26 protein-coding genes and 1 other RNA gene are annotated in these 21,034 nt (G+C 53.9%); 11 read left to right on the top strand and 16 right to left on the bottom strand.

What is annotated here, in order from left to right:
• Window positions 1-3 precede the first annotated feature (3 nt).
• From H6853_06745 to H6853_06735, 3 genes are read left to right on the top strand one after another with little or no spacing between them, the layout of a single operon-like run.
• Window positions 4-1,404 (top strand): S41 family peptidase, encoded by a 1,401-nt coding sequence (locus H6853_06745; GenBank protein ID USO03225.1) that lies wholly within the window; start codon window positions 4-6, stop codon window positions 1,402-1,404.
• Between the two features lie 36 nt (window positions 1,405-1,440).
• The gene (locus H6853_06740) at window positions 1,441-2,517 is read left to right on the top strand and encodes a divergent polysaccharide deacetylase family protein (protein USO03224.1); all 1,077 of its coding nucleotides are present in this window, start codon (window positions 1,441-1,443) and stop codon (window positions 2,515-2,517) included.
• Window positions 2,514-2,978: an RNA pyrophosphohydrolase gene (locus H6853_06735; protein ID USO03223.1), complete on the top strand. Its 465-nt coding sequence runs from the start codon at window positions 2,514-2,516 to the stop codon at window positions 2,976-2,978. Before H6853_06740 ends, H6853_06735 begins: the two co-directional genes overlap by 4 nt.
• Here the strand turns inward: H6853_06735 and tolB are convergent.
• Genes tolB through H6853_06690 form a run of 9 tightly spaced genes read right to left on the bottom strand, consistent with a single transcriptional unit; the run spans window position 2,975 to window position 9,829 of the window.
• A complete protein-coding gene (gene tolB / locus H6853_06730; protein ID USO03222.1) occupies window positions 2,975-4,288 on the bottom strand; it encodes a Tol-Pal system protein TolB in 1,314 nt (437 codons plus the stop codon). The genes H6853_06735 and tolB overlap by 4 nt on opposite strands.
• 23 nt (window positions 4,289-4,311) lie before the next feature.
• Complete coding sequence (locus H6853_06725; protein USO03221.1) at window positions 4,312-5,211, bottom strand: energy transducer TonB; 900 nt, start codon at window positions 5,209-5,211, stop codon at window positions 4,312-4,314.
• A gap of 23 nt (window positions 5,212-5,234) precedes the next feature.
• Complete coding sequence (tolR, locus tag H6853_06720) at window positions 5,235-5,693, bottom strand: protein TolR (protein ID USO03220.1); 459 nt, start codon at window positions 5,691-5,693, stop codon at window positions 5,235-5,237.
• The gene (gene tolQ, locus H6853_06715; GenBank protein ID USO03219.1) at window positions 5,683-6,465 is read right to left on the bottom strand and encodes a protein TolQ; all 783 of its coding nucleotides are present in this window, start codon (window positions 6,463-6,465) and stop codon (window positions 5,683-5,685) included. The genes tolR and tolQ overlap by 11 nt, the downstream gene beginning before the upstream one ends.
• A 6-nt stretch (window positions 6,466-6,471) precedes the next feature.
• Window positions 6,472-6,873, bottom strand: a complete 402-nt coding sequence (gene ybgC, locus H6853_06710; GenBank protein USO03218.1) for a tol-pal system-associated acyl-CoA thioesterase — start codon at window positions 6,871-6,873, stop codon at window positions 6,472-6,474.
• Window positions 6,870-7,898 (bottom strand): Holliday junction branch migration DNA helicase RuvB, encoded by a 1,029-nt coding sequence (gene ruvB, locus H6853_06705; protein USO03217.1) that lies wholly within the window; start codon window positions 7,896-7,898, stop codon window positions 6,870-6,872. Before ruvB ends, ybgC begins: the two co-directional genes overlap by 4 nt.
• Window positions 7,895-8,524 carry a Holliday junction branch migration protein RuvA gene (gene ruvA, locus H6853_06700; protein USO03216.1) on the bottom strand — a complete coding sequence of 210 codons (630 nt, stop codon included), beginning with the start codon at window positions 8,522-8,524 and terminating at the stop codon, window positions 7,895-7,897. Before ruvA ends, ruvB begins: the two co-directional genes overlap by 4 nt.
• Entirely contained in the window at window positions 8,521-9,030 is a 510-nt protein-coding gene (ruvC, locus tag H6853_06695) for a crossover junction endodeoxyribonuclease RuvC (GenBank protein ID USO03215.1), read from the bottom strand. The genes ruvA and ruvC overlap by 4 nt, the downstream gene beginning before the upstream one ends.
• A gap of 46 nt (window positions 9,031-9,076) precedes the next feature.
• Window positions 9,077-9,829 (bottom strand): YebC/PmpR family DNA-binding transcriptional regulator, encoded by a 753-nt coding sequence (locus H6853_06690; protein ID USO03214.1) that lies wholly within the window; start codon window positions 9,827-9,829, stop codon window positions 9,077-9,079.
• 252 nt (window positions 9,830-10,081) lie between these two features.
• Between H6853_06690 and H6853_06685 the strand changes: the two genes are divergently transcribed.
• Entirely contained in the window at window positions 10,082-10,600 is a 519-nt protein-coding gene (locus H6853_06685) for a response regulator (protein ID USO03213.1), read from the top strand.
• Window positions 10,593-11,162 carry a hypothetical protein gene (locus H6853_06680; GenBank protein USO03212.1) on the top strand — a complete coding sequence of 190 codons (570 nt, stop codon included), beginning with the start codon at window positions 10,593-10,595 and terminating at the stop codon, window positions 11,160-11,162. Before H6853_06685 ends, H6853_06680 begins: the two co-directional genes overlap by 8 nt.
• Here the strand turns inward: H6853_06680 and H6853_06675 are convergent.
• From H6853_06675 to H6853_06655, 5 genes are all read right to left on the bottom strand, one after another.
• Window positions 11,107-11,922, bottom strand: coding sequence for a TIGR00282 family metallophosphoesterase (locus H6853_06675; protein ID USO03211.1), 816 nt, complete (start codon window positions 11,920-11,922; stop codon window positions 11,107-11,109). The two genes, H6853_06680 and H6853_06675, sit on opposite strands and share 56 nt — an antisense overlap.
• 3 nt (window positions 11,923-11,925) lie before the next feature.
• A complete protein-coding gene (locus tag H6853_06670) occupies window positions 11,926-12,525 on the bottom strand; it encodes a 5-formyltetrahydrofolate cyclo-ligase (protein ID USO03210.1) in 600 nt (199 codons plus the stop codon).
• A 115-nt stretch (window positions 12,526-12,640) separates the two neighbouring features.
• Window positions 12,641-12,803, bottom strand: a non-coding RNA gene (ssrS, locus tag H6853_06665) — 6S RNA.
• A gap of 6 nt (window positions 12,804-12,809) precedes the next feature.
• Window positions 12,810-13,151, bottom strand: a complete 342-nt coding sequence (locus tag H6853_06660) for a cell division protein ZapA (protein USO03209.1) — start codon at window positions 13,149-13,151, stop codon at window positions 12,810-12,812.
• Between the two features lie 34 nt (window positions 13,152-13,185).
• The gene (locus tag H6853_06655; protein ID USO03208.1) at window positions 13,186-13,413 is read right to left on the bottom strand and encodes a hypothetical protein; all 228 of its coding nucleotides are present in this window, start codon (window positions 13,411-13,413) and stop codon (window positions 13,186-13,188) included.
• A gap of 189 nt (window positions 13,414-13,602) precedes the next feature.
• Here H6853_06655 and tkt point away from each other — a divergent pair, with 189 nt between their 5' ends.
• Together tkt and gap are read left to right on the top strand one after the other, a co-directional pair.
• A complete protein-coding gene (gene tkt / locus H6853_06650; protein ID USO03207.1) occupies window positions 13,603-15,555 on the top strand; it encodes a transketolase in 1,953 nt (650 codons plus the stop codon).
• A 17-nt stretch (window positions 15,556-15,572) separates the two neighbouring features.
• Window positions 15,573-16,607, top strand: coding sequence for a type I glyceraldehyde-3-phosphate dehydrogenase (gene gap / locus H6853_06645; protein USO03206.1), 1,035 nt, complete (start codon window positions 15,573-15,575; stop codon window positions 16,605-16,607).
• 135 nt (window positions 16,608-16,742) lie between these two features.
• Here gap and H6853_06640 read toward each other — a convergent pair whose 3' ends face one another.
• Window positions 16,743-17,294: a pentapeptide repeat-containing protein gene (locus H6853_06640; GenBank protein ID USO03205.1), complete on the bottom strand. Its 552-nt coding sequence runs from the start codon at window positions 17,292-17,294 to the stop codon at window positions 16,743-16,745.
• Between the two features lie 182 nt (window positions 17,295-17,476).
• Here H6853_06640 and fbaA point away from each other — a divergent pair, with 182 nt between their 5' ends.
• Genes fbaA through H6853_06625 form a run of 3 tightly spaced genes read left to right on the top strand, consistent with a single transcriptional unit; the run spans window position 17,477 to window position 19,382 of the window.
• Window positions 17,477-18,574, top strand: a complete 1,098-nt coding sequence (gene fbaA, locus H6853_06635) for a class II fructose-bisphosphate aldolase (protein ID USO03204.1) — start codon at window positions 17,477-17,479, stop codon at window positions 18,572-18,574.
• Complete coding sequence (locus H6853_06630) at window positions 18,574-19,071, top strand: EndoU domain-containing protein (GenBank protein ID USO03203.1); 498 nt, start codon at window positions 18,574-18,576, stop codon at window positions 19,069-19,071. Before fbaA ends, H6853_06630 begins: the two co-directional genes overlap by 1 nt.
• A 26-nt stretch (window positions 19,072-19,097) precedes the next feature.
• Window positions 19,098-19,382: a hypothetical protein gene (locus H6853_06625; protein ID USO03202.1), complete on the top strand. Its 285-nt coding sequence runs from the start codon at window positions 19,098-19,100 to the stop codon at window positions 19,380-19,382.
• A 47-nt stretch (window positions 19,383-19,429) separates the two neighbouring features.
• On the opposite strand, the gene genX is transcribed toward H6853_06625, so the two are convergent.
• Window positions 19,430-20,446: an EF-P lysine aminoacylase GenX gene (gene genX / locus H6853_06620; protein ID USO03201.1), complete on the bottom strand. Its 1,017-nt coding sequence runs from the start codon at window positions 20,444-20,446 to the stop codon at window positions 19,430-19,432.
• Between the two features lie 63 nt (window positions 20,447-20,509).
• On the opposite strand from genX, the gene rpmE reads away from it, so the two are divergent.
• Window positions 20,510-20,773, top strand: coding sequence for a 50S ribosomal protein L31 (gene rpmE, locus H6853_06615; protein USO03200.1), 264 nt, complete (start codon window positions 20,510-20,512; stop codon window positions 20,771-20,773).
• The last annotated feature ends 261 nt before the right edge of the window (window positions 20,774-21,034 follow it).

Raw genomic sequence — 21,034 nt, 5'->3', positions numbered from 1 at the left:
ACGATGCCAACAAGACAAAAACTCTTTATTATCTCCCTTTTTCTTGCAGTTTTTCTGTGCGGTTACACCACTACATGGGCGCAGGAAGAAGAACGGACCGCCCCAACGGCCCAGGATAAAAAAGCCGCGCAGGACGATCAGGACACCTACCGCCAGCTTTCCCTTTTCGGGGACGTTTTCGAACGTGTGCGCGCCCAGTATGTCGAGCCTGTCACAGATGAAGACCTGGTTGAAAATGCCCTCAGAGGCATGCTCACAAGCCTGGACCCGCATTCCGCCTATCTGGACGATGACGATTATGCGGATATGCAGGTCCAGACCAAAGGCGAATTTGGCGGGCTTGGCATTGAAGTCACCATGGAAAACGGCTTTGTCAAAGTCGTCTCGCCGATTGACGATACCCCGGCTTACCGCGCAGGCGTTAAAGCAGGCGATTTTATCACCCATCTGGATGGGGAACCCGTGCTGGGCATGAACTTAAGCGAAGCCGTCGACCGCATGCGCGGCAAAGTCGGAACGGATATTGTTTTGAAAATTGCGCGCGAAGGCGCGGACGAAGCGCTCGATATCACTATCACACGCGACATCATCCGCATTACGTCCGTCAAACACAGGGTTGAAGGCGGGGATATCGGTTACCTGCGGATTACAACCTTTAACCGCAACACGGAATCCGGTCTCAAAAAAGCCATCAAGGACATCAAGGAAGAGGCCGGGGAAGGCATAAAAGGATATGTTCTGGACCTTCGGAACAATCCGGGCGGCCTGCTCGATCAGGCCATTGCCGTGTCCGATGCGTTTCTGGACAAAGGGGAAATCGTCTCCACCCGCGGACGCAGCAAAGAAGACACCAAACGCGACAATGCCCATACCGGCGACCTTATCAACGGGAAACCGATGGTTGTTCTTATCAATGGCGGCTCCGCTTCGGCCTCGGAAATCGTGGCAGGCGCCCTGCAGGATCACCGCCGTGCGATCGTTATGGGAACGACATCCTTTGGAAAGGGTTCCGTTCAAACCATTATCCCCCTGCCCGGCCACGGAGCCCTCCGCCTGACAACGGCGCGGTATTACACGCCTTCCGGCCGCTCCATTCAGGCCAAAGGCATTGAGCCGGATATCACCGTGGAGCCTTCAAAAATAGAGGCCCTGGAAGTGGAACGCATGCGGGAAGGCGACCTCCGCGGGGCGCTGGACAACGGAAACAAAAAAGAGACGGACAAAAACAAGGAAAAGAAAGTCCCGCTTTCCGAAAAGATAAAAGGCCAGAAAGGCTCCTCTAAAGACAAAACCGACGAAGACAAAGACGCCAAAGACACAAACGAGGACTATCAACTCCTGCGCGCCGTCGACTTGCTCCGCGGGATCCTGATGTATGGAGAGAGAGTCCAGGGTGTAAAATAGGGAATTATGCCTGCAGAAAAACCACAACGGACCGGCATGGAGAACAAAAAAACATTTCCTTTTTCTGTCTCGTCTTTTCTTCAGGGGCTTGGCGCGGCGGGCGTTATCCTCCTGTTGCTCACGGGGTGGATGTGGCTGCGGGCCGAAGATACGCAAGAAAGGCTGCAGGAAAGGCTTCCTTCAAAAACGGTTTTGATCGAGCGCAAGAGCGCGCCTGAGCACCCCGTTTCCCCGCCTTCTCAGGATGAAGAGGAAATATCTCAGGAAGAACCTTCCCATGAATCCACACCGCAAGGCCGCCCGGATACCGCTTTGGCCCCAGCGCCCCTTCCCGGTCTTTATGAATCCGGCGCTGAAGGCAGGCTTCCGATTGCCCGTCTGGAGGACGGCGTTACCCCTTTCGAAGCCTATAAAAGACCCTTCGAACGCGTCATGGAGCGTCCCCTGATTGCCGTCGCTTTCGCGGATGCCGGGCTTTCAAAAGATTTAACGGGAAAAATCAGCACGCACTTTCCCCCGGAAGTTACGCTTATCCTGAACCCTTACGCCAAGGGCCTGAATGCATGGGGGGATAAAGCCCGGCTCGACGGACATGAAATCTGGCTGTCCTTGCCGATGGAAAATGAAACCTACCCGAATCCCGATCCCGGCCCCCGCACGCTTTTAATCAATGCCAGCCTGCCGCAAAATCAGGAGCGCCTCTTTGAAACGCTTTCCTCCGTTGTCGGTTATGCCGGGATCGTCACCCAGAAAGATCATCGTTTTACGGCGGAAAGCGCCGGAACGCCGTCTCTGCTCGAACAGATTTTCGGGCGGGGACTGGGGTTTGCCAATGCAAATACCCACCTTCCCTTTTTCGGCGCAAAAACGGCCAAAGAAAACGGCTCTCCCTTTGTCCAGACGGATCTATGGATCGAACGCGGTTTCCGCCCACAGGAAATAGAGGCAGCGCTGGCGCAGACCGAACGCATGGCGCTCCAAAACGGTTCCGCCGCCCTTTTTATAGAGCCTTCGCCTCTCACGCTTGACATGGCGAAAGACTGGCTGGAAACGCTGGAAGAAAAAAGCCTCCAGCTTGCGCCGCTTTCGGCCCTGGCCGGCATAAAATTATGACATTGCCGTACCGCCCTTGCGTTGGAATTGCGCTTTTTAACAGTGCCGGAAAAGTCTTCGTCGGCGAGCGCATCGACACGCCCGGCGCATGGCAAATGCCGCAAGGGGGCATTGATGCGGGCGAAGATATAAAGCTGGCCGCGCTGCGTGAAATCAAGGAAGAGATCGGCACAGACAAGGCAGAAATTTTGCGCGTTCTGGATAAAACAATCCCCTACGATCTTCCGCCGCACCTTTTAGGCAATCTCTGGGACGGAAAATACAAAGGCCAGGAACAGACATGGGTGGCCATGCGTTTTACAGGCATAGACAATGATATTGTTTTAGACGCAGACGATCACCCTGAATTTTCACGCTGGCAATGGGTCGGGCTGGAAGAAACCCTCGGCCTGATTGTCCCCTTTAAACGGGACACCTATTTGCAAATCATCGAAGCCTTTAAAGACCTTGCCTGCACTTAAGGGTTAAGCGGCGACCAGGCAGGATCCGATCCATCCCTTGGCGTTGGAAGCTGCTGCTCGTTATAGCCTGTCAGGTCCACCGTATAAAGCTTGGCGCTGCGTCCGTTCCCGCCGGAAACGGACATTTCCTTAAAGTAAGTCAGGACACGTCCGTTCGGCGACCAGCTCGGCCCTTCCACATGATAAGCCTGCGTAATCAAACGCTCGCCGGAACCGTCCGGACGAATAACGCCGATATAAAACTGGCCCTGCAGCATCTTCGTAAAGGCAATCAAATCCCCCCGCGGCGACCAGACAGGATTGGCGTAGCGCCCCTCTCCAAAGGTAATCCGGCGCACATTCCCGCCGTCAGCGCCCATCACGTAAAGCTGCTGCACACCGCCGCGATCCGATTCAAACACAATCTGGCGCGCATCGGGCGCGTAAGAGGGCGCGGTATCAATCGCGCTATGTTTGGTCAACTGGCGGGATTTCCGGGTGCGCAAATCCATTTCATAAATATCGGAGTTCCCGCTACGTGACATACTCATGATGACTTTGTTTCCATCGGGAGAAAATCTCGGCGCGAACGTCATGCCCGGAAAATCCCCCAGAAGCTCCTGCCGACCAGTATCGATATTGTACAGGTAAACGCGCGGCTTTCCGCCCTGATAGGACATATAGGTGATCTCCTGCGCCGTCGGTGAAAAACGCGGCGTCAGGACAAGCGTTCCCTCGTTTGTTAGATAACGGTGATTGGCCCCGTCCTGATCCATAATGGCGAGCCGTTTGACCCGTCTGTCGGCAGGGCCGTATTCGGAAATATACACAATCCGGGTGTCGAAATATCCCTCTTCCCCCGTAATACGCTTGTAAATTTCATCCGAGATAATATGCGCAATGCGCCGCCAGTTTTTGGGCGTTGTCATATAAGCCATGCCGGAAAGCTGCTTTTGGGAAAACACATCCCACAAGCGAAACTCCACCCGCGTGCGCCCGTCCGCCGTGCGCGTAACAGAGCCGCTGACCAGAGCCGGACCGTTAATGGCCCGCCATTCCGCAAAACGCGGCCCGTCTTTTTGAATAGAAGCAGGATCCTGAATGAAAGCGCCCTGATTGATCGGCGCAAACAGGCCGGAGCCGCGTAAATTGCTTGTAATGATTTTTGGGATATCCCGCGCCAGATCGTTGAATTCGGGACTTTCAGGATAAAAATCACTGACTGCGATCGGAAGTTTTTCAATATTCCCGCGCGTCACATCAACGCGAAGCTGCGCCTGCGCCGGCAAGGCCCATAAACAAATACTCAAAAAGACCAAAAAATTTCGCATGATTCTTTCCTATCCTTTTCTCTTTACAACATTTCGCTCGGATCAAAATTCACAACAATATCCTTCCACAGATCGTATTTGTCCGGCGGCAAATCAAGCGGATTGCACAGCGGGCTCCTGACAGCACGCATAGCACTATCTGCCGCCGCGCGGAAGTGCGGATCCTGCCCGTAGCGCCATTGATCCACGATTGTGGCGCTGCTCACCTGCCTTGCGGGCGTGACGGTCAGCCTGATTTCAACCACCAGACTTTCGGCATAACGCGCCCCGGCCTGAATACTCCAGCAACGGGTCAGTTGCCGGCGAAGCGCATCGGCCTCGCTCATGCTCATGCGCTGGGAAAATTCCGCCAGGGGAGAGGGCTGCGGCGCCTGCGCTTCGGGGTTTATTTTCTCGACCTCCGGCTGCGTTTCGCCATCCTGTAAATTTTTTAGCAAGGAGGCGAATTGATCCTCTTGCTGCGCTTCCGCTTTTTCTTCCTTCGGCGGCGGTTTTTTCTCCGGAACTTCTTTCAATGTTTCCGAGGGCGGCGGCGGCACTTTTGGTTTCGGCTTGACCGTTTCAGCTTTTTCTTTGGGCGGCTCCGGCGGTACGGCCTTGGGCGGCTCTTTCGCCTCGACCTTCGGCGGCGCCGGCGGTTTCTTTTCCTTCTTCTCCGGCAGGATATCTTTTTTCTCCTGCAATTTTTTCAGGGGCGCTTTGATCGGCGGCCGGTTTGTCGTTCTTTTTTCGCTGACCTCGACAATGTCCACACTGATGGGCGCGGGCGGCAAAATACGGGGGTTTTTGATATAAGGAAGCCCCACGACCCCGAGCGTGACAACCCCCAGATGAAACAAAAGCGAAAGGACCACCGCCCCCCACATAAAGGGGGTCATTTCGAATGAATTTCTATAGGCCGTTTGATGGACGAAAGCGTTCATAACAGACACAAATCTACCGAACTTTATGGCCTTTTTGAGGTCGAACCGGAGGAAGAATTAGACACAAGGGCCACTTTTCGAAAGCCTGCCCCGTTGATAGCCCCCAAAATATCCATAACCTCCCCGTAATCGAGTCCCTTATCCGCGCGGATATAGATTCGGCGGTCCGGATTGTTCTGGGTCATGGAAGTGAGCAATTTTATCAGCCGCGCCCGCTTGACTTCCGTTTCCCCGACATACAGCGCGTCTTTGGAAATAGACACTTCCAGCGGCTTATTGTCTTCCTCGGACAGCGCTTTGGCACCGGAATCAGGCAGATCGATCGGGACGCCCGTGGTTAAAAGCGGCGCGGCAATCATAAATACAATCAGCAACACCAGCATCACATCCACAAGCGGCGTAACATTGATCTCCGACATGGGGCGGTGCGAGGCGCGCCCGCTGCGCCGGGAGCCGGAAGAAAAATCTATTCTAAGTCCCATAGCGTCCCTGTTTTTTCGAGTCCTGCCCTTGCCCCTTTCCTTCCTGCGATTCCAGATGCCGCGATAAAATTGCGGAAAACTCGGAGACAAACCCGTCCAGCCGTCCAGCGTAGCGTCCGAGCTGTGAACTGAAACCGTTATAGGCCACTACGGCCGGAATGGCCGCCACAAGCCCCAGAGCCGTGGCGAACAAGGCCTCTGCAATCCCCGGCGCCACCACAGCCAGAGAGGTATTGTTCGTCTGCGCAATCGCCGTAAAAGAATTCATAATCCCCCAGACCGTACCAAACAGGCCGATAAAAGGCGCCGTGGAACCGACCGTCGCCAGAAACGTCATCCCCCGTTCCAGCCGGTTCATTTCATTGTTGATCATATTGCTCATCGCGCGCTCGACCCGCTGACGCAAGGAGGCCTGCATGCTTTCCTTTCCCGGAATGCCGCCCGCCACCGTATTTTGCCACTCTTCCATTCCCGAAGAAAATGTTTTGAGAAGCGGGTCCTGCGGCCCTTTTTTTATACGCTGGTAGAGCTTGTCCAAAGGCTCCCCCGACCAGAACGCGTCTTCAAACTTGTTGGCACGGCGATTAAGCTTTCCAAGCGTCGCGCGTTTTTCAAAAATAATGGCCCAGCACCACACGGACGAAAAGATGAGAATCATCATAACGATCTTCACAATAAGATCCGCCTGCATGAACAGGCCGATCATACTCAAATCGCCGGAAAAAGACTCCCCGACTGCGCTTGCGTCAACGGCTCTGGATGTTTCGTCCATGTTTATTTACTCCTGATAGGCTTCAAATTTCTCCCGTACTTTTTCGGGAATACGAACGGGTTTTGATGTCTTATCCACGCAAACAACCGTCACCGTCATCGAAAAGAGCATAGAATCCTGGCAAAAAATAGACTGTTCCATGACAAAGGACGTATTTTTCAACGTTTTTATGCGGCTTTCAACCCGCAAAAGATCGTCCAGATTCGCAGATTTGAAATAATCCGCCTCCAGATGCCGGATCACAAACAAAAGACCGTCCTCTTCGCTTAAGGAAGAACAGCTTAACCCCAGATTGCGCAGGAACTCCGTCCGCCCCCGTTCGCAAAAGCGGATAAAGCTGGCGTGATACATGATCCCGCCCGCATCGGTATCTTCGTAATAGACCCGGAAATCACAGTTATGTTTCATTCTTCAAACAGCTCCGGCGTATCGTCCGTCTTGGGGGAAAGTCCAAAATATTTATATCCTTTTTTGGAAATGACCCGCCCGCGCGGGGTGCGTTGCACTAGCCCCTGCTGCATCAAATAAGGCTCGATCACATCTTCGATCACATCGCGCTCCTCGGATAAGACAGCCGCGATCGTTTCCACACCCACAGGGCCACCCCCGTAATTTTCAATGATACAGGTCAGATAACGCCGGTCCATACCGTCCAGCCCGTTTCCGTCCACATCGAGTTTCCGCAGCGCCGAATCTGCGATTTTTGCATCGACTTTCCCACTGCCTTCCACAGCGGCAAAGTCCCGCACGCGCCGGGTCAGGCGCCCTGCAATACGCGGCGTGCCGCGGGAGCGCCGCGCAATTTCAAGCGCGCCGTCCGCGCTTATATCCATATCCAAAAGCGCGGCAGAGCGCGCCACAATGCGGGACAGCTCCTGATCCGTATAAAATTCCAGCCGCAAGGGGATGCCAAAACGGTCGCGCAAGGGACCACCGAGAAGCCCGCTGCGCGTAGTCGCCCCGATCAGGGTAAAAGGCGGCAAATCAATCTGGACGGAGCGTGCCGCCGGGCCTTCCCCGATAATCAGATCCAGTTTCCGGTCTTCCATCGCGGGATACAGAATTTCCTCCACGGACGCATTCAGGCGGTGGATTTCGTCAATAAACAAAACATCGTGCGGCTCCAGATTGGTCAGGATCGCCGCCAGATCGCCGGCCTTGCTGATGATCGGGCCGGACGTGGCCCGAAACCCTACCCCCATTTCCCTGGCCACAATCTGCGCCAGTGTGGTTTTGCCCAGACCCGGCGGACCAAAGAAAAGAACATGGTCGATCGCATCGCCGCGCTTGCCGGCCGCCTGAATAAAAACTTTCAGGTTTTCCCGCAAGGATTCCTGCCCGACAAACTCTTCCAGCCTTAAGGGACGCAGCGAATTTTCGAGGCTTTTTTCCCCTGCCTGTTGTTCGCGGGATTGCAACGCGGGATTGTTCATAGGCTTAGCTCTTTCAGCGCCAGTTTAATCAAATGCTGCAAATTATCATTCACGGATTTTTCGGGCGCTTTTTCCTTGGCCTGCAAAACGGCCCGGAAAGATTCCGAGCGCGCATACCCCAGATTTACAAGCGCCGAGACCGCATCATGGTCTATCCCTGATTCCTGCTCCTGCGCGCCAAAAACGCCTGCCGTTACAGCCGCCCGCCCCGGCGCAATATCTATCTTGGCGGCCTTGTCTTTCAGCTCGGTTACAATACGCGCCGCCAGTTTCGGCCCCACGCCCGGCGCCTGCGTGATCGCCGCCTTGTCGCCGGATGCGATGGCAAAGCCGATCTGCTCCGGCGGGCAAACGCCCAGAATCGCCATCGCCGCTTTCGGGCCTACGCCCTGAACGCTATAGAGAAGACGGAACCAATGTTGCTCCTTCTGGTCTAGAAAACCGAAAAGCGTCAGGGACTCTTCGCGCATATGGGTATCAATATACAGGGAAAGCGGGTCCCCCTTCTGACCGCAACGCGAGAGCGTGCGCGGACTGCAGGAAACCAGATACCCGACCCCGCCGACATCGAGGATAAGCTGCCCGTCCGCCGCGCTGTCCAAAACGCCTGAAAGCTTGCCGATCATCTCGCCGCCCCCGCAAGTTTTCCGCCGAATTTGCCGAAAGAAGACGCATGATGCGCATGGCAAATCGCCACAGCCAGCGCATCGGCCTCGTCCTCTCCCATCTCGCCGCTGGCGGGCAACAGAATTTTAATCATCGTCCCCACCTGATTTTTTCCGGCCTTTCCGGCCCCGACCACAGACTTTTTCACAAGATTGGCCGGATATTCGGCCACCGGCAGTCCCATCCTGGCCGGCACCACCATCGCCACGCCCCGCGCAACGCCAAGTTTTAGGGCCGAAGCGGGGTTTTTATTCACAAAAGTCTCCTCAATCGCAGCCATATCGGGCTCCCAGCGTTCCACAACTTCGCTCATTTTATCATCAATCGTTTTCAGCCGCTGCGGAAGATCATCGGCAGAATCGGTCCTGATCAGGCCGCAAGCCACATAAGACAGCCGATTGCCCGTGAAATCGACAACCCCCCACCCCGTCTTTACCAGCCCCGGATCTATGCCTAAAATCCTCATAGGTCATATATAAGCACAAAACGTGAACAAATAACAGCCCAATCCCTCATTCTGCCATGAGTTTTTCAAGAATGGCGTCATCGACGTCCATATTGGTTGTCACCGTCTGGACATCGTCATCGTCTTCCAGCGCCTCTATCAGATTCATCAGGGTGGCGGCCTGGTCTTCGTTCAGTTCGTTCATCGTGTTGGGTTGCCATGTCAGATCGGCTTTTTCGGCCTCCCCGAATTTTTCCTCCAAAGCGTCCCGTACGGCGGCCAAGTCTTCCTGCGCCGTCTGGATATCGTGGATATCCTCCCCGCTTTCGCAGTTTTCCGCGCCCGCCTCCACAGCGGCCTCGAACATCGCGTCCGCATCCGCCTTGTCCGCAGGATAAATAATCTGGCCCACACGGTCGAACATAAACCCCACAGAGCCGGTTTCCCCCAATGTTCCGCCAAATTTGGAAAAGGCCGTGCGCACCTGCGCAAAGGTCCTGTTCCTGTTATCGGTAAGCGCATCGACAATGATCGCCACGCCCGCCGGGCCGTACCCCTCATAGCGGACTTCTTCGTAATTGGCGGTATCCGCACCGCCCGCCCCGGTCTGAATGGCTTTTTTAATCCGGTCATTGGGCATATTCACAGCCTTGGCCTTTTGAATCGCCAGCCGCAGCCGCGGGTTCATATCCGGGTCCCCTCCGCCCAGCTTGGAAGCCACGATAATCTCCCGCCCCACCTTGGTAAAGGCTTTGGCCCGCAGCTTATCCTGCTTGCCTTTTCGGTGCTGAATATTCGCCCATTTTGAATGACCTGCCATAGTGCCGAATCCTTATATTAAAACCGTGGCAGAATCATAAACAAACCCCGCAGATATGCAAAGGTGCAACGCACAATTCCAACCCTTTTTTGCAAACAAAATGATGCTTATGAGATAATGAAAGTCAGTTAACCGTGCATTATTTAGATTGTTTCACACCCCGCAGGAAAGGAGAATTTATCTTCTTTGTGAAAAAGTCCGGCTTCTGTATATAAACAGGGCAGATTCGCGAAACTAAGATAAATATTAACTATGTCTTATTTTTTTCACAAAATTTCGGTTTTAGCTGTTGAAGATAACGACCCTATGCGCGAACTGATTATATCCATTTTGAAAACGTTCGGGATTGGAGAGGTTTTCCATGCCGCGGACGGCCAGACAGGATTAAAACTTTATCGGGAAAAAAACCCGGACATTATCATTTCAGACTGGATGATGCCCGGCATGGACGGTCTGGAGATGACCAAAAAGATACGGAACCTTCCCCTTTATAAATATTCGGACGTTCCGATTATCCTGATGACCGGGCAAACAAACATGTCCATGATCGAGGACGCCCGCGAAGCAGGCGTCACGGAATTTCTGGCGAAGCCTTTTTCGATTGAAGCTTTGGCGAAACATCTGACATGCCTTATCGAAAGACCCCGTCCTTTTGTTCAGGCCCCTCACTTCAGGGGACCGGACAGGCGCAGGAAAAAGAATACCGCCGACATGGAGCATTGCCCGGCAAGACGCTCCACCGATACGGAGGGAATCTTTAACTATGGCTAGCCATCCTGCCCAACATGTCGAGATTGTCCCCTCTTCCAACCGGCTTAAAAGAAAAGCGGGATATGGCGGAATCCATAAAATGGATATTGAAAAAGCAAGAACACTTCTGCAAACCAGCAGGGACCGCTTTGACCTTTGCGCCCAAAAAAATATTGACCGTATAGAGGCTTTGCTGGACAAAACAGTGGCCTTCAAAAAAGAAGACGGCGAACATATCCTTGGAGAAATGAAATTTCTTGCGCTGGACCTTAAATCCAACAGCGGGTACTGCGGAAAAAAACAAACGCATGATCTGGCCTGTAAACTTCTTGAATTTGTCACCGCCTCCTCCGCGCTGGACAAAGTCACCTTATCCGTCATGGCCGCCTTTAGCGCCTCAATCAAGACCTCCTTCTATTCCAACGAGGGCGACGGGCTTCCTTATAGCTATCTTGAAAGGATCTTTACCAAAGCCTGCCAGGAGCATTTCAAGAAAATCGAAACCACCGTTTCGTCTGAAATTGATCTTATCTTTCAGGACACGCCGGCTGGAGGCGCCCGCCAGATCGCACCGGCGCAATAGAAACCGCCAGCCCCGTTTGATCGCTTGTCTCAATCAGGCAGCCGCAAAGCGTCCCTTCGCCATCTGCCGGCACCATGCGTTCCGGTGGTTTTTTCTTCAGAAAACGCTGAAGGGAAATTTCCGTCCGCATTCCGATCACACTATTATAATCGCCGCTCATCCCCGCATCGCTCTGGTACGCCGTCCCGCCCGAAAATATCTGACAATCCGCCGTCGGAACATGGGTGTGGGTCCCCACAACGGCCGACACACGCCCGTCGAAATAATGCGCAAACGCCATTTTCTCGGAGGTGGCCTCCCCGTGAAAATCGACAAAAACGGCCTGGACATTCTGCCCCAGCTTTAAGGATTCCAATGCCTTGTCTACCGTCCGGAAAGGGTCGTCCAGCGGGTCCATAAAGAGGCGGGCCATGACATTGATCACGGCAATTTTTTCGCCCGTCTGCAAACTCAGGACACAAAGCCCCCGCCCGGCGGCCTCGTCCGGAAAGTTGATCGGCCGGAGCAATTTAGGGTCGTTTTTTATATAGGGAATAATTTCGCGCTGATCCCAGACATGATTGCCTGTAGTAATGCAATCCACGCCGAGATCGTAAAACTCTTCACAGATTTTGCCGGTAATCCCGAGTCCGTGCGCCGCATTCTCGCCATTCACAATGATAACGTCGGGCGATAATTTCGTCTTGAGACCGGGCAGGTTCTTTGCCAGCGCCTCCCGGCCCGACCGCCCCATAATGTCCCCAATGAATAAAATCCGCATTGTTTACTTTCTAAAATCGTGAACCGCCCCGGGCGTTACAATCAGATCAAGCCGCTGGTCGTGCTCCTCTACCGGCAAAGGAAATAGCACGGCTTGCTCGGAATAGCCAACCCCCGCGGCCAGAATATCTTTTTGCGCCCGCAATGCCGCCAGCGTCGCATCGTAATACCCTCCGCCATGCCCCAGCCTGTACCCGCGGCGGTCAAACGCCATAAGAGGCACAAGGACAATATCCGGATCAACAGGCACGGAACCTTGCGGCTCCATAATCCCAAACGCCCCCTTTTCCAGAGGCACATCTTCATCCCATTTGTGGAAGCCAAGAACAAGGCTGTCTTTTTGAACGACCGGAAGAGCGCAGGTCACGCCCTCTTTCAAAAGATCGTCGAGGATATAGCGCACATCAAACTCTTTGCCCTTGGGCCAGTATCCGGCCACAACCTGCCCCTGCCGGGGTTTAAGGACTTCGAAAAAACGTGCGGCCGCTTCTTCCGGCGCGGCAAGATCCGGCGGCAAATGCTCCAGATGCGCTCTTGCTTGCTGGCGTAATGTCTCTTTATTTTCAGTCACTTCTTTTTTTAACACGAAGTTAAAAAAGTTCATAGAAAAGTACACGAAGACATTTTTTGCGCGCAGAGAACACTTTTTGTTTCTTTGTGCTCTTCGTGAAATTTTCGTGTGCTTCGTGTTAGAAAAACGATGCGTTGCACATTTTAAAAAAGGCGCCGCGAAGGCCGTGTACAAATCAAATATCCGCATGAAGCCCGGTAAACCAGGTGGGCACCACAATAACCAGACCACGGCCTGGACAGAGGCAGTTCCCGTATGCGAAACGCATAGGCCTCTGGGATAAAGCTGTATCACGAACCCCGCAGCTAATGTTTATTCTACAGTTTTTGGATATTCCCGGCAATGGAATCAATGCGGCCGGCCAACCGGTCAATGGCCCCGACAATGGCGGTTTCATCTTCTTCGCTCATGCGCACGCCGAGAGGCTCCGACGACCTGCGGTTTGAATCGCGCCCCTCTTTGAGATCAAAAACCTCGTCTGCCATGATAATGGAAGTCAAAACCAGCAAATGCGCCTCGTTGGACGCCGCGCCGGCCTGGGCGATTTCCCTCAGACGCGCATCCACGTATTTTGCCAGATCAAGCACACGCTGCTGCTGCCCTTCATCACAGGCGATGCCATAGACACGGCCATTTATGGTTACATTGACTTCAGACATAATCTTACCCCTTTACTGCTGGCTCTATCTACGTTTACGCGCGGCTCTCTTTCAGAAGCTTTTCGACTTTATCAATGGCGCTGTCGAGTCTCCTGGCGAAGAGCTTTACGTCGCCGCCGCCCTGACGATTGCCGTTCGAAACCGCCCCGAACAGGTCGTCCTGCGGCAATTTCGGCTGCTTCATGGCTTTTTCCACGGCGGCCTCAAGTTTTTCAAGAGAGTCATTTAACCCAAGAAGTGAAGTTTTGATTGCAGCACTCACGAAGACGGCCTTTCCTGTTAAGGTTGGTTTGAAAACGGCCCCATTATGACCCTCGCCGCGCAATGGTCAAGAGAAGAGCTTTTATTTTGTACAATTTTTTATTTTTTCAGTGGCCTTACAGTTGACCGGAAGCCCGTGGAACGGCATTGTACGAATAATTTTCACAGTTCAAGCACGTTAGGGGCAAGCATGGGATATCCGGTAGAAAAAGCCGCCGAAAGACAGGCGCAAAATCTCGATTTCAAAAACATGGCGAATGCCATTCGGGCGCTCGCCATGGACGCCGTGCAAAAAGCGAATTCAGGACACCCCGGCATGCCGATGGGCATGGCCGATGTTGCCACCGTCCTGTTTTCAAAATTTTTAAAATTCGATCCTAAAAATCCACGCTGGCCCAACCGGGACCGTTTTATTCTGTCCGGCGGGCACGGCTCCATGCTGCTTTATGCGCTTGGCTACCTGACGGGCTATGAGAAAATGACACTGGAGGAAATCAAAAATTTTCGCCAGATGGGCGCCGTTACGGCCGGACATCCAGAATATGACGTCGATGCCGCTATTGAAATGACGACAGGCCCCCTGGGGCAGGGCATTTCTTCCGCCCCCGGATTTGCGCTGGCGGAGCGTATCCTGAACGAGCGTTACGGGGATGATCTGGTCGACCACTATACCTATGTGTTTGCGGGCGACGGCGACCTTATGGAAGGAATCAGCCACGAAGCCTCCTCCTTCGCCGGGCATATGAACCTGTCCAAACTGATTGTCCTGTACGATCAAAACAGCATCACGATCGACGGCAGCACGGACCTGTCTTTTACCGAAGATGTGCCAAAGCGCTACGAAGCTTACGGCTGGGATGTGCAGAGCATCGACGGACACAACTATGATGAAATTGAATCCGCCATTGAAACGGCCAAGGAAACCGGCACCCCTTCCCTGATTTGTTGCCGCACGCATATCGGGTTCGGCGCGCCCACGAAACAGGACAGCTCTTCCGCCCATGGCGCCCCGCTGGGCGAAGAAGAAATCGCCGGCGCGCGTAAAAACCTCGGCTGGCCTTACCCCCCTTTTGAAATTCCCGAAGACATCCTCGCCATGTGGCGCAGTGTCGGCGTCGATAGCGGCGGGGAAACGTCCGGACCCGAGATTGATCTTTCCGCCCTCGACAAGGTCGTTGAAAGCCTCAAAAAAACTTTCGCGGAAGAAAAGCCGAAAAAAGCGACGCGCCAGACCTCCGGCATGTGCCTCGAAAAGCTCGTGCCGAAAATTGACTCGCTCATTGGCGGGTCGGCGGACCTCACAGGCTCCAACAACACCAAGGTCGGCGCTTCCAAATTTGTGGACGACAAAGATTACGGCGGAAACTATATCAACTATGGCGTACGGGAACACGGCATGGCCGCCATCATGAACGGCCTTGCGCTCCATGGCGGGTTTATTCCTTACGCCGGGACGTTCCTGCAATTTGCAGATTATGCCCGCCCCGCCATCCGTCTGGCCGCCCTGATGAAACAGCGCGTCATTCACGTTATGACGCACGATTCCATCGGCCTGGGCGAAGACGGCCCAACGCACCAGCCGGTCGAGCATCTGGCTTCTTTGCGCGCCATTCCCAACACCTATGTGTTCCGCCCGTGCGACGGCGTTGAAACGGCCGAATGCTGGGAACTGGCCATTAAAAAGGAAACGGCGCCCTCCATTCTGGCGCTCACGCGTCAGGGCCTGCCAACCCTGCGGGAAGACGACCCGGTGAACAAATCCTCCCTCGGCGCCTATATTCTGGAAGATTGCGAAGGGGAAACACCGGAGGTGACGATCTTCGCCTCCGGTTCCGAGGTTCACCTTGCGATGGAGGCGGCGGAAAGACTGGGGCCCGGTGCGCGCGTCGTGTCCGTGCCCTGCATGGATATTTTCTGGGAACAGGACGGCGAATATATTGGGGAAATCACCTGCAACGCTTCCGTCAAAGTCGCTGTCGAAGCCGGAATCCGCCAAGGATGGGACAGCTTCATCGGCCCGCACGGTATTTTCATCGGCATGAAAGGCTTTGGGGAATCCGCGCCGGCGGACGCGCTTTTCAAACATTTTGGAATTACGACGGATGCCATCGTCGAGGCGGTGGAAAAGAAATTAAACAATTAAAAAAGAGGAGTACGAAAATGACAGTCAAAATAGCCATTAACGGATTTGGACGCATCGGACGGAATGTCTGCCGCGCTTTATTTGAATCAGGCCGCACGGATATCGAACTGGTGGCCATTAACGACCTGGCCCCGCTGGAGACGAACAAGCTCCTGCTTAAGTACGACTCCGTTCATGGCCGCTTCCCTTTCAGCGTCGAAAGGGTGGACGAAGACACACTCATTATCGACGGTAAAAATGTAGAAGTCGTGCAGGAACGCGACCCCGCAAACCTGCCGTGGAAACAAATGAACATTGATATCGTGTTCGAATGCACCGGCCTTTTCACCGCCCGCGACAAGGCGGCGATGCATCTGGAAGCCGGCGCAAAGAAAGTGTTGATTTCCGCACCCGCAAGCGACGAAGACCTTACGGTCGTGTACGGCGTCAATTCAAATGACCTGAAGGCCGAACATGAAATCGTGTCCAACGCCTCCTGCACCACGAACTGCCTTGCCCCTGTGGCCAAGGTCCTGAACGACGCGATCGGAATCGAAAGCGGGTTCATGACGACCATCCACTCCTACACGGGGGACCAGCGCATTGTGGACACGATGCATAAAGATCCGCACCGGGCCCGCGCAGCGGCGTGCAACATGATCCCGACCTCCACCGGCGCGGCCAAGGCCGTCGGCAAGGTCCTGCCGGAACTGAACGGCAAACTGGACGGCGTGTCCATGCGCGTGCCGACCCCGAATGTCTCCGTTATTGATTTTAAATTCGTCACCTCAAGGCCCACGAGCATTGAAGAAGTCAACAAGGCCATCCTGTCCGCTGCGGGCGATCCCCTGAAGGGAGTCCTCGGCACCTATGACGAGCCGCTGGTCTCCGGCGATTTCAATCACAACCCGCTTTCTTCCGTTTTTGCAGTCAACGAAACCAAGGTCGTTAACGGAAATCTTGTGCGCGTGATGAGTTGGTATGACAATGAATGGGGATTTTCCAACCGCATGATGGACACGGCCGTCAAAATGCACGAAGTCGGTTACAGCAAAAAAGCTGCAGCCGCCTAGAATGTTCGTCGCTTAAGGCCGGTTCTGTCCTGTCATTTCCGAGCGCAGCGAAGAATCTCCGGGAAAATTTGAGATCCTTCGCCTTCGGCTCAGGATGACAAAACGGGTTGTAGCTCGACTTGATCGCAGAATGCTCTAGTTCAATCTTTGCGTCATCGGATCAGGCTGCACGACAGTGCTTGTTTCTCTTTTGCGGCGCGGCGGAGACGGCATATCTTTGGCTGCATGCAGGCGCTCCACTTCGGCGCGGTCAATGCCTTCCGGCAGGATCGTTGACTCGTCGATATAGGCGCAGGCCAGAATCTCCGCGGCAAGACCTGTAACGCGCGTCAGGTTGGCCCCTTCCATCAGGGTGCCGTTGAGTGTGTTGTCCGGCCCGAAAACACACCCGGTTAAGTCCGTGCCACGCAAGTCCGCGCCGTCCCAGCAATCACCGCTGCCTGTAAAATCCTGGCCTGTAAGATCATCAGGCCCAGCCCCTCTCCCTGCAAAATAGGTTTTGATGTCAACTCCAGACAGCTCATACATTTCTAAAATTACTGAAAACGGCAGGTCTTCAGCCAATTTTCCCATAGAGACAAGATCTTCCTCCTCAAATGGATTACCCTCCTCTACACTGACAACAAAGTCTTCCCCCAGATCGACATCTGAAATCAACGAACCCTTTTTCTGCGAATTACTGCCCATTTTCTTTGCCTCTTACGGAAGAACAGCTATATTTATAAAGGAATAATTTTATTATGTCAATAATTAAGAGGCCCCGGCCTTAAAAGCAAAGCGCCTGCGATTCTTCCAAACTTTCCCTTTATTCCCGCCCGCCCCTTTGGTATTTTTCATCCCGTCAGATACTTACAAAGAGAGTAAATCACATGGCGCAATCAAAACCTGCCCTGAAGCCGGGAGTGGTCTGGGGGGAAGATTACAAAACCCTTTTAAAAGCCTGTAAAGACGGCGGATACGCCCTGCCTGCCGTGAACGCCGTCGGGACGAATTCCGTCAACGCGATTCTGGAAGCCGCCGCCAAAAACAAATCGGACGTCATTATCCAGTTTTCCAATAGCGGCGCGCAGTTTTACGCGGGGCTTGGTATGCAAGACAGCTTTCAGGCCAAAACGCTGGGGGCCGTGTCGGCCGCCCTGCACGTTCATGCCCTGGCCGAGCATTACGGCATTTGCGTTGCGCTCCACACCGACCACGCGGATAAAAAGCTCCTGCCGTGGATTGACGCCCTGATCGACTACGGCGAAGCGTTCTTTGAAAAACGGGGCTTTCCCCTTTACACCTCTCACATGGTTGATCTGTCCGCCGAGGACATTGAATACAACCTTTCCGAATCAGCGCGCATCCTCAAGCGCATGGTGCCGCTGGGCATGAGCATCGAGATTGAACTGGGCGTCACCGGCGGCGAAGAGGACGGCGTGGGCTCGGATGATATCGACAACGACAAGCTCTACACCCAGCCGGAAGACTGCCTGCGCGCCTATGACGCCCTTGCCCCTATCGGGCATTTCTCGCTAGCGGCTTCCTTTGGAAACGTTCACGGCGTTTACAAGCCCGGGAACGTCCATTTGCGGCCTGAAATCCTGAAAAACTCGCAGGCTCTGGTAAGCCGGACCCACAATCTGGACAACAATCCGCTCGACCTGGTCTTCCATGGCGGCTCCGGTTCCGAAAAAGCCAAAATCGAAGAAGCGCTCGGCTACGGCGTTTTCAAAATGAATATCGACACGGATACGCAGTTTGCGTTTGCCGCGCCTGTTGGCAAATATGTCGCAGAAAATGACAAAGCCTTCAAACACCAGATCGATCCGGATGACGGCACGCCTTACAAAAAACAATACGACCCGCGCAAATGGCTTCGCGCTGGCGAACTCGGCATGGTTGCGCGTCTGGACGAAGCCTTTGCCGACCTGAAATCCGCCGGAAAATCTCTGGCCGTTCCAAACGCCAGCTCGAAAGCCGCCTGATGTTGCAACAGCCTAAACGCGGCCTTCTTCTTATTCTTCTTGGTCTGGCCTTTGGGGCAGGAGGCATTTCGCTGGACCGCCTCTATGATTTTGACGCGGGCAAGCTTCCTTTTATTTCCTCTTCTCCCGCTGAAGAACCTGATGATCCCATGCCCGTGAAAAAGGGGGAGCGGCGCGTATGGGTGATAACGCCCAAGGCACGCGCGCATATCCTTGAAGGGCACATGCATGGCGCGGGCAAACCCTGCAAGTCGGAGTTTCCGGAAGACTGGGACGAGGAGATGATTATAAACGCGATTGCGAATGTCGCCGTCAATGACAATCTGAACTGGAAACAGGAAGGAAACGGCTATTACGTCGCGGAACAGAATTACGGGCGGGTGAAACTCCGCATTGTAAAAGATGAAAAGAATGAGCGCGTGATTACGGGCTACCCCGTTACGGCCACGCGCAACCCCTGCCCTGACGCGGCAAACGACAACGACCCTGATTTTTAACCTCAACAGACAAGGAAACCACCACCATGAAAAAACTGCTTTTACTCGTTACAGCGCTCCTCCTGACCGCCGGGTTTACGCCGCAGGCCGCCCATGCGTGCCCGTGCAAGGATAAAGGGGCCCAGACCTGCCCCTATGCCAAAGAAGGCAAAGTCTGCCCTTGCCCTGAATGCAAAGACGTAAAGGGCAAGATATGTAAAAAAGGCTGCAAAGAGAAGTGCTGTGCAGAAAAAGCCGGGAAAAAAGGCATTTGCCAGAAAGGTTTGAAAAAGAACCTCTCCCACGCGAACTCCGCACGCTATAACGACTAAATGTAAAAAAGATCATAGAAAAACGGCCCTGTTTTCAGGGCCGTTTTTTACGGCCTACCGCACCAGAGGACCTGATCTATATCTTCCGCGCCCGTGGCCAGCATCACAAGGCGGTCAATGCCAAAGGCGATTCCGCCGCTTTCCGGCAAACCATGCTCCAGCGCCTTGATGAAATCTTCATCGACCGGATAGCGCTCCCCGTAGAGTTTTTCCTTTAAATCCATCTCCTCGGCAAAACGCTTTTTTTGCTCCGCCGCGTCGGTCAGTTCGCTAAAGGCGTTGGCAAGCTCCATCCCGCAGACATAAAGCTCGAAACGCTCGGCAAAACGGGGATCGGAAGGTTTCCTGCGCGACAAAGACGCCATACAGACCGGATAATCGTACAAAATGGTTGGAACCTTCCTGCCCAGATACGGCTCTATTCTGGCGTCCATCACCCGGAAAAAGAGATCGTCCCAACCGTCATCCTTCGCCGTGTGCAGGCCCAAAGCGGAAACGGCGGCGCGGAAAGCCTCCTTATCGTCCAAAAACGCCTGTAAATCCATCTGCGCATATGTTTCAAAGGCCTCCCGAACGCTCAGACGTTCCCACGGCCCGAACGGATCGCATACCATCCCTTTATACTGATAGGTCCGGATATTCAGGGCCTCGGCGCAGGAACGCAGCAGCCCCTCGCAATCCGCCATAATATCCGTGTAATCCGCTCCCGTCCGATACCATTCGATCATCGTGAACTCGGCGCTGTGACGGGAGGAATTTTCGCCATTCCGAAAGACATGGCAAATCTGGTACAGCCTCTCCATTCCCGCGACCATCAGCTTTTTCATCGCAAATTCCGGGCTGGTATGGAGGTAAAGCGTCCGCTCCGGCTTAAGGTCCACGCCGTTCAGGACCGTTTTAAATCCGTGAACATGGGCGTCCATAACGGGGCAGACCTGCAGGACCGGCGTTTCAACCTCATCAAAGCCGGCCGCGTCAAAATAGCTCCGGATGGCGTGGATAACGGCCTGCCGCGCCGCCAAATAAGGCCTTTTTTGCTGAAATTCGCTCTTAATCCACCACATTCCCTTGCAATTTCCCGTCAAAAATCCTATAAGCACAGCGGAATTTATAGAAGGACAGGAAAAATGAAAGCAGATATTCACCCGGATTACCACGAGATCAAGGTCGTGCTGACAGACGGAACGGAATACACAACCCGCTCCACATGGGGAAAAGAAGGCGATGTCATGAAGCTTGACGTTGACCCTTTGACCCATCCCGCCTGGCAGGGAGGCGCCGCCCGCGTGGTCGAGAAAGGACAACTTTCCAAATTCGAGAAAAAATACGGCTCTTTCCTCTCCGGCGATGCGTCCGGCGGAAAGAAGGAAGATTCCTCGAAAAAAGCATAATGACGGAAATATTTCCGGAAAAACAGGCCGCTTTTTAGCGGCCTTTTTATTTACCGTAATCTGGAATCGCTCAGTTCGTTTGAAAAAACGGGCGACAGGTGCCCACCCTCTTTCCTTTCTTTTCAATGAGTTAAACGAAGTCCTCATCATTGCGCGGAGCTTCTGCAACGAAGCAATCCAGTCTTGGACTTGCGGCCTCTGGATTGCCCGGATAAACCGGGCAATGACGGATGCAGGCGGATGGGTTTTTGTTTGGAAATG

The organism is Rhodospirillales bacterium, from assembly GCA_023898765.1.
Taxonomy (GTDB): domain Bacteria; phylum Pseudomonadota; class Alphaproteobacteria; order Micavibrionales; family Micavibrionaceae.
Note: the sequence above shows the minus strand (reverse complement) of the source record. Positions and strands in the feature narration are given on the sequence as shown.

Coding starts and splice junctions, on each gene's coding strand:
- H6853_06745 (USO03225.1), top strand. CDS start 4: ATGCCAACAAGACAAAAACTCTTTATTATCTCCCTTTTTCTTGCAGTT.
- H6853_06740 (USO03224.1), top strand. CDS start 1,441: ATGGAGAACAAAAAAACATTTCCTTTTTCTGTCTCGTCTTTTCTTCAG.
- H6853_06735 (USO03223.1), top strand. CDS start 2,514: ATGACATTGCCGTACCGCCCTTGCGTTGGAATTGCGCTTTTTAACAGT.
- tolB (USO03222.1), bottom strand. CDS start 4,288: ATGCGAAATTTTTTGGTCTTTTTGAGTATTTGTTTATGGGCCTTGCCG.
- H6853_06725 (USO03221.1), bottom strand. CDS start 5,211: ATGAACGCTTTCGTCCATCAAACGGCCTATAGAAATTCATTCGAAATG.
- tolR (USO03220.1), bottom strand. CDS start 5,693: ATGGGACTTAGAATAGATTTTTCTTCCGGCTCCCGGCGCAGCGGGCGC.
- tolQ (USO03219.1), bottom strand. CDS start 6,465: ATGGACGAAACATCCAGAGCCGTTGACGCAAGCGCAGTCGGGGAGTCT.
- ybgC (USO03218.1), bottom strand. CDS start 6,873: ATGAAACATAACTGTGATTTCCGGGTCTATTACGAAGATACCGATGCG.
- ruvB (USO03217.1), bottom strand. CDS start 7,898: ATGAACAATCCCGCGTTGCAATCCCGCGAACAACAGGCAGGGGAAAAA.
- ruvA (USO03216.1), bottom strand. CDS start 8,524: ATGATCGGCAAGCTTTCAGGCGTTTTGGACAGCGCGGCGGACGGGCAG.
- ruvC (USO03215.1), bottom strand. CDS start 9,030: ATGAGGATTTTAGGCATAGATCCGGGGCTGGTAAAGACGGGGTGGGGG.
- H6853_06690 (USO03214.1), bottom strand. CDS start 9,829: ATGGCAGGTCATTCAAAATGGGCGAATATTCAGCACCGAAAAGGCAAG.
- H6853_06685 (USO03213.1), top strand. CDS start 10,082: ATGTCTTATTTTTTTCACAAAATTTCGGTTTTAGCTGTTGAAGATAAC.
- H6853_06680 (USO03212.1), top strand. CDS start 10,593: ATGGCTAGCCATCCTGCCCAACATGTCGAGATTGTCCCCTCTTCCAAC.
- H6853_06675 (USO03211.1), bottom strand. CDS start 11,922: ATGCGGATTTTATTCATTGGGGACATTATGGGGCGGTCGGGCCGGGAG.
- H6853_06670 (USO03210.1), bottom strand. CDS start 12,525: ATGAACTTTTTTAACTTCGTGTTAAAAAAAGAAGTGACTGAAAATAAA.
- H6853_06660 (USO03209.1), bottom strand. CDS start 13,151: ATGTCTGAAGTCAATGTAACCATAAATGGCCGTGTCTATGGCATCGCC.
- tkt (USO03207.1), top strand. CDS start 13,603: ATGGGATATCCGGTAGAAAAAGCCGCCGAAAGACAGGCGCAAAATCTC.
- gap (USO03206.1), top strand. CDS start 15,573: ATGACAGTCAAAATAGCCATTAACGGATTTGGACGCATCGGACGGAAT.
- H6853_06640 (USO03205.1), bottom strand. CDS start 17,294: ATGGGCAGTAATTCGCAGAAAAAGGGTTCGTTGATTTCAGATGTCGAT.
- fbaA (USO03204.1), top strand. CDS start 17,477: ATGGCGCAATCAAAACCTGCCCTGAAGCCGGGAGTGGTCTGGGGGGAA.
- H6853_06630 (USO03203.1), top strand. CDS start 18,574: ATGTTGCAACAGCCTAAACGCGGCCTTCTTCTTATTCTTCTTGGTCTG.
- H6853_06625 (USO03202.1), top strand. CDS start 19,098: ATGAAAAAACTGCTTTTACTCGTTACAGCGCTCCTCCTGACCGCCGGG.
- genX (USO03201.1), bottom strand. CDS start 20,446: ATGTGGTGGATTAAGAGCGAATTTCAGCAAAAAAGGCCTTATTTGGCG.
- rpmE (USO03200.1), top strand. CDS start 20,510: ATGAAAGCAGATATTCACCCGGATTACCACGAGATCAAGGTCGTGCTG.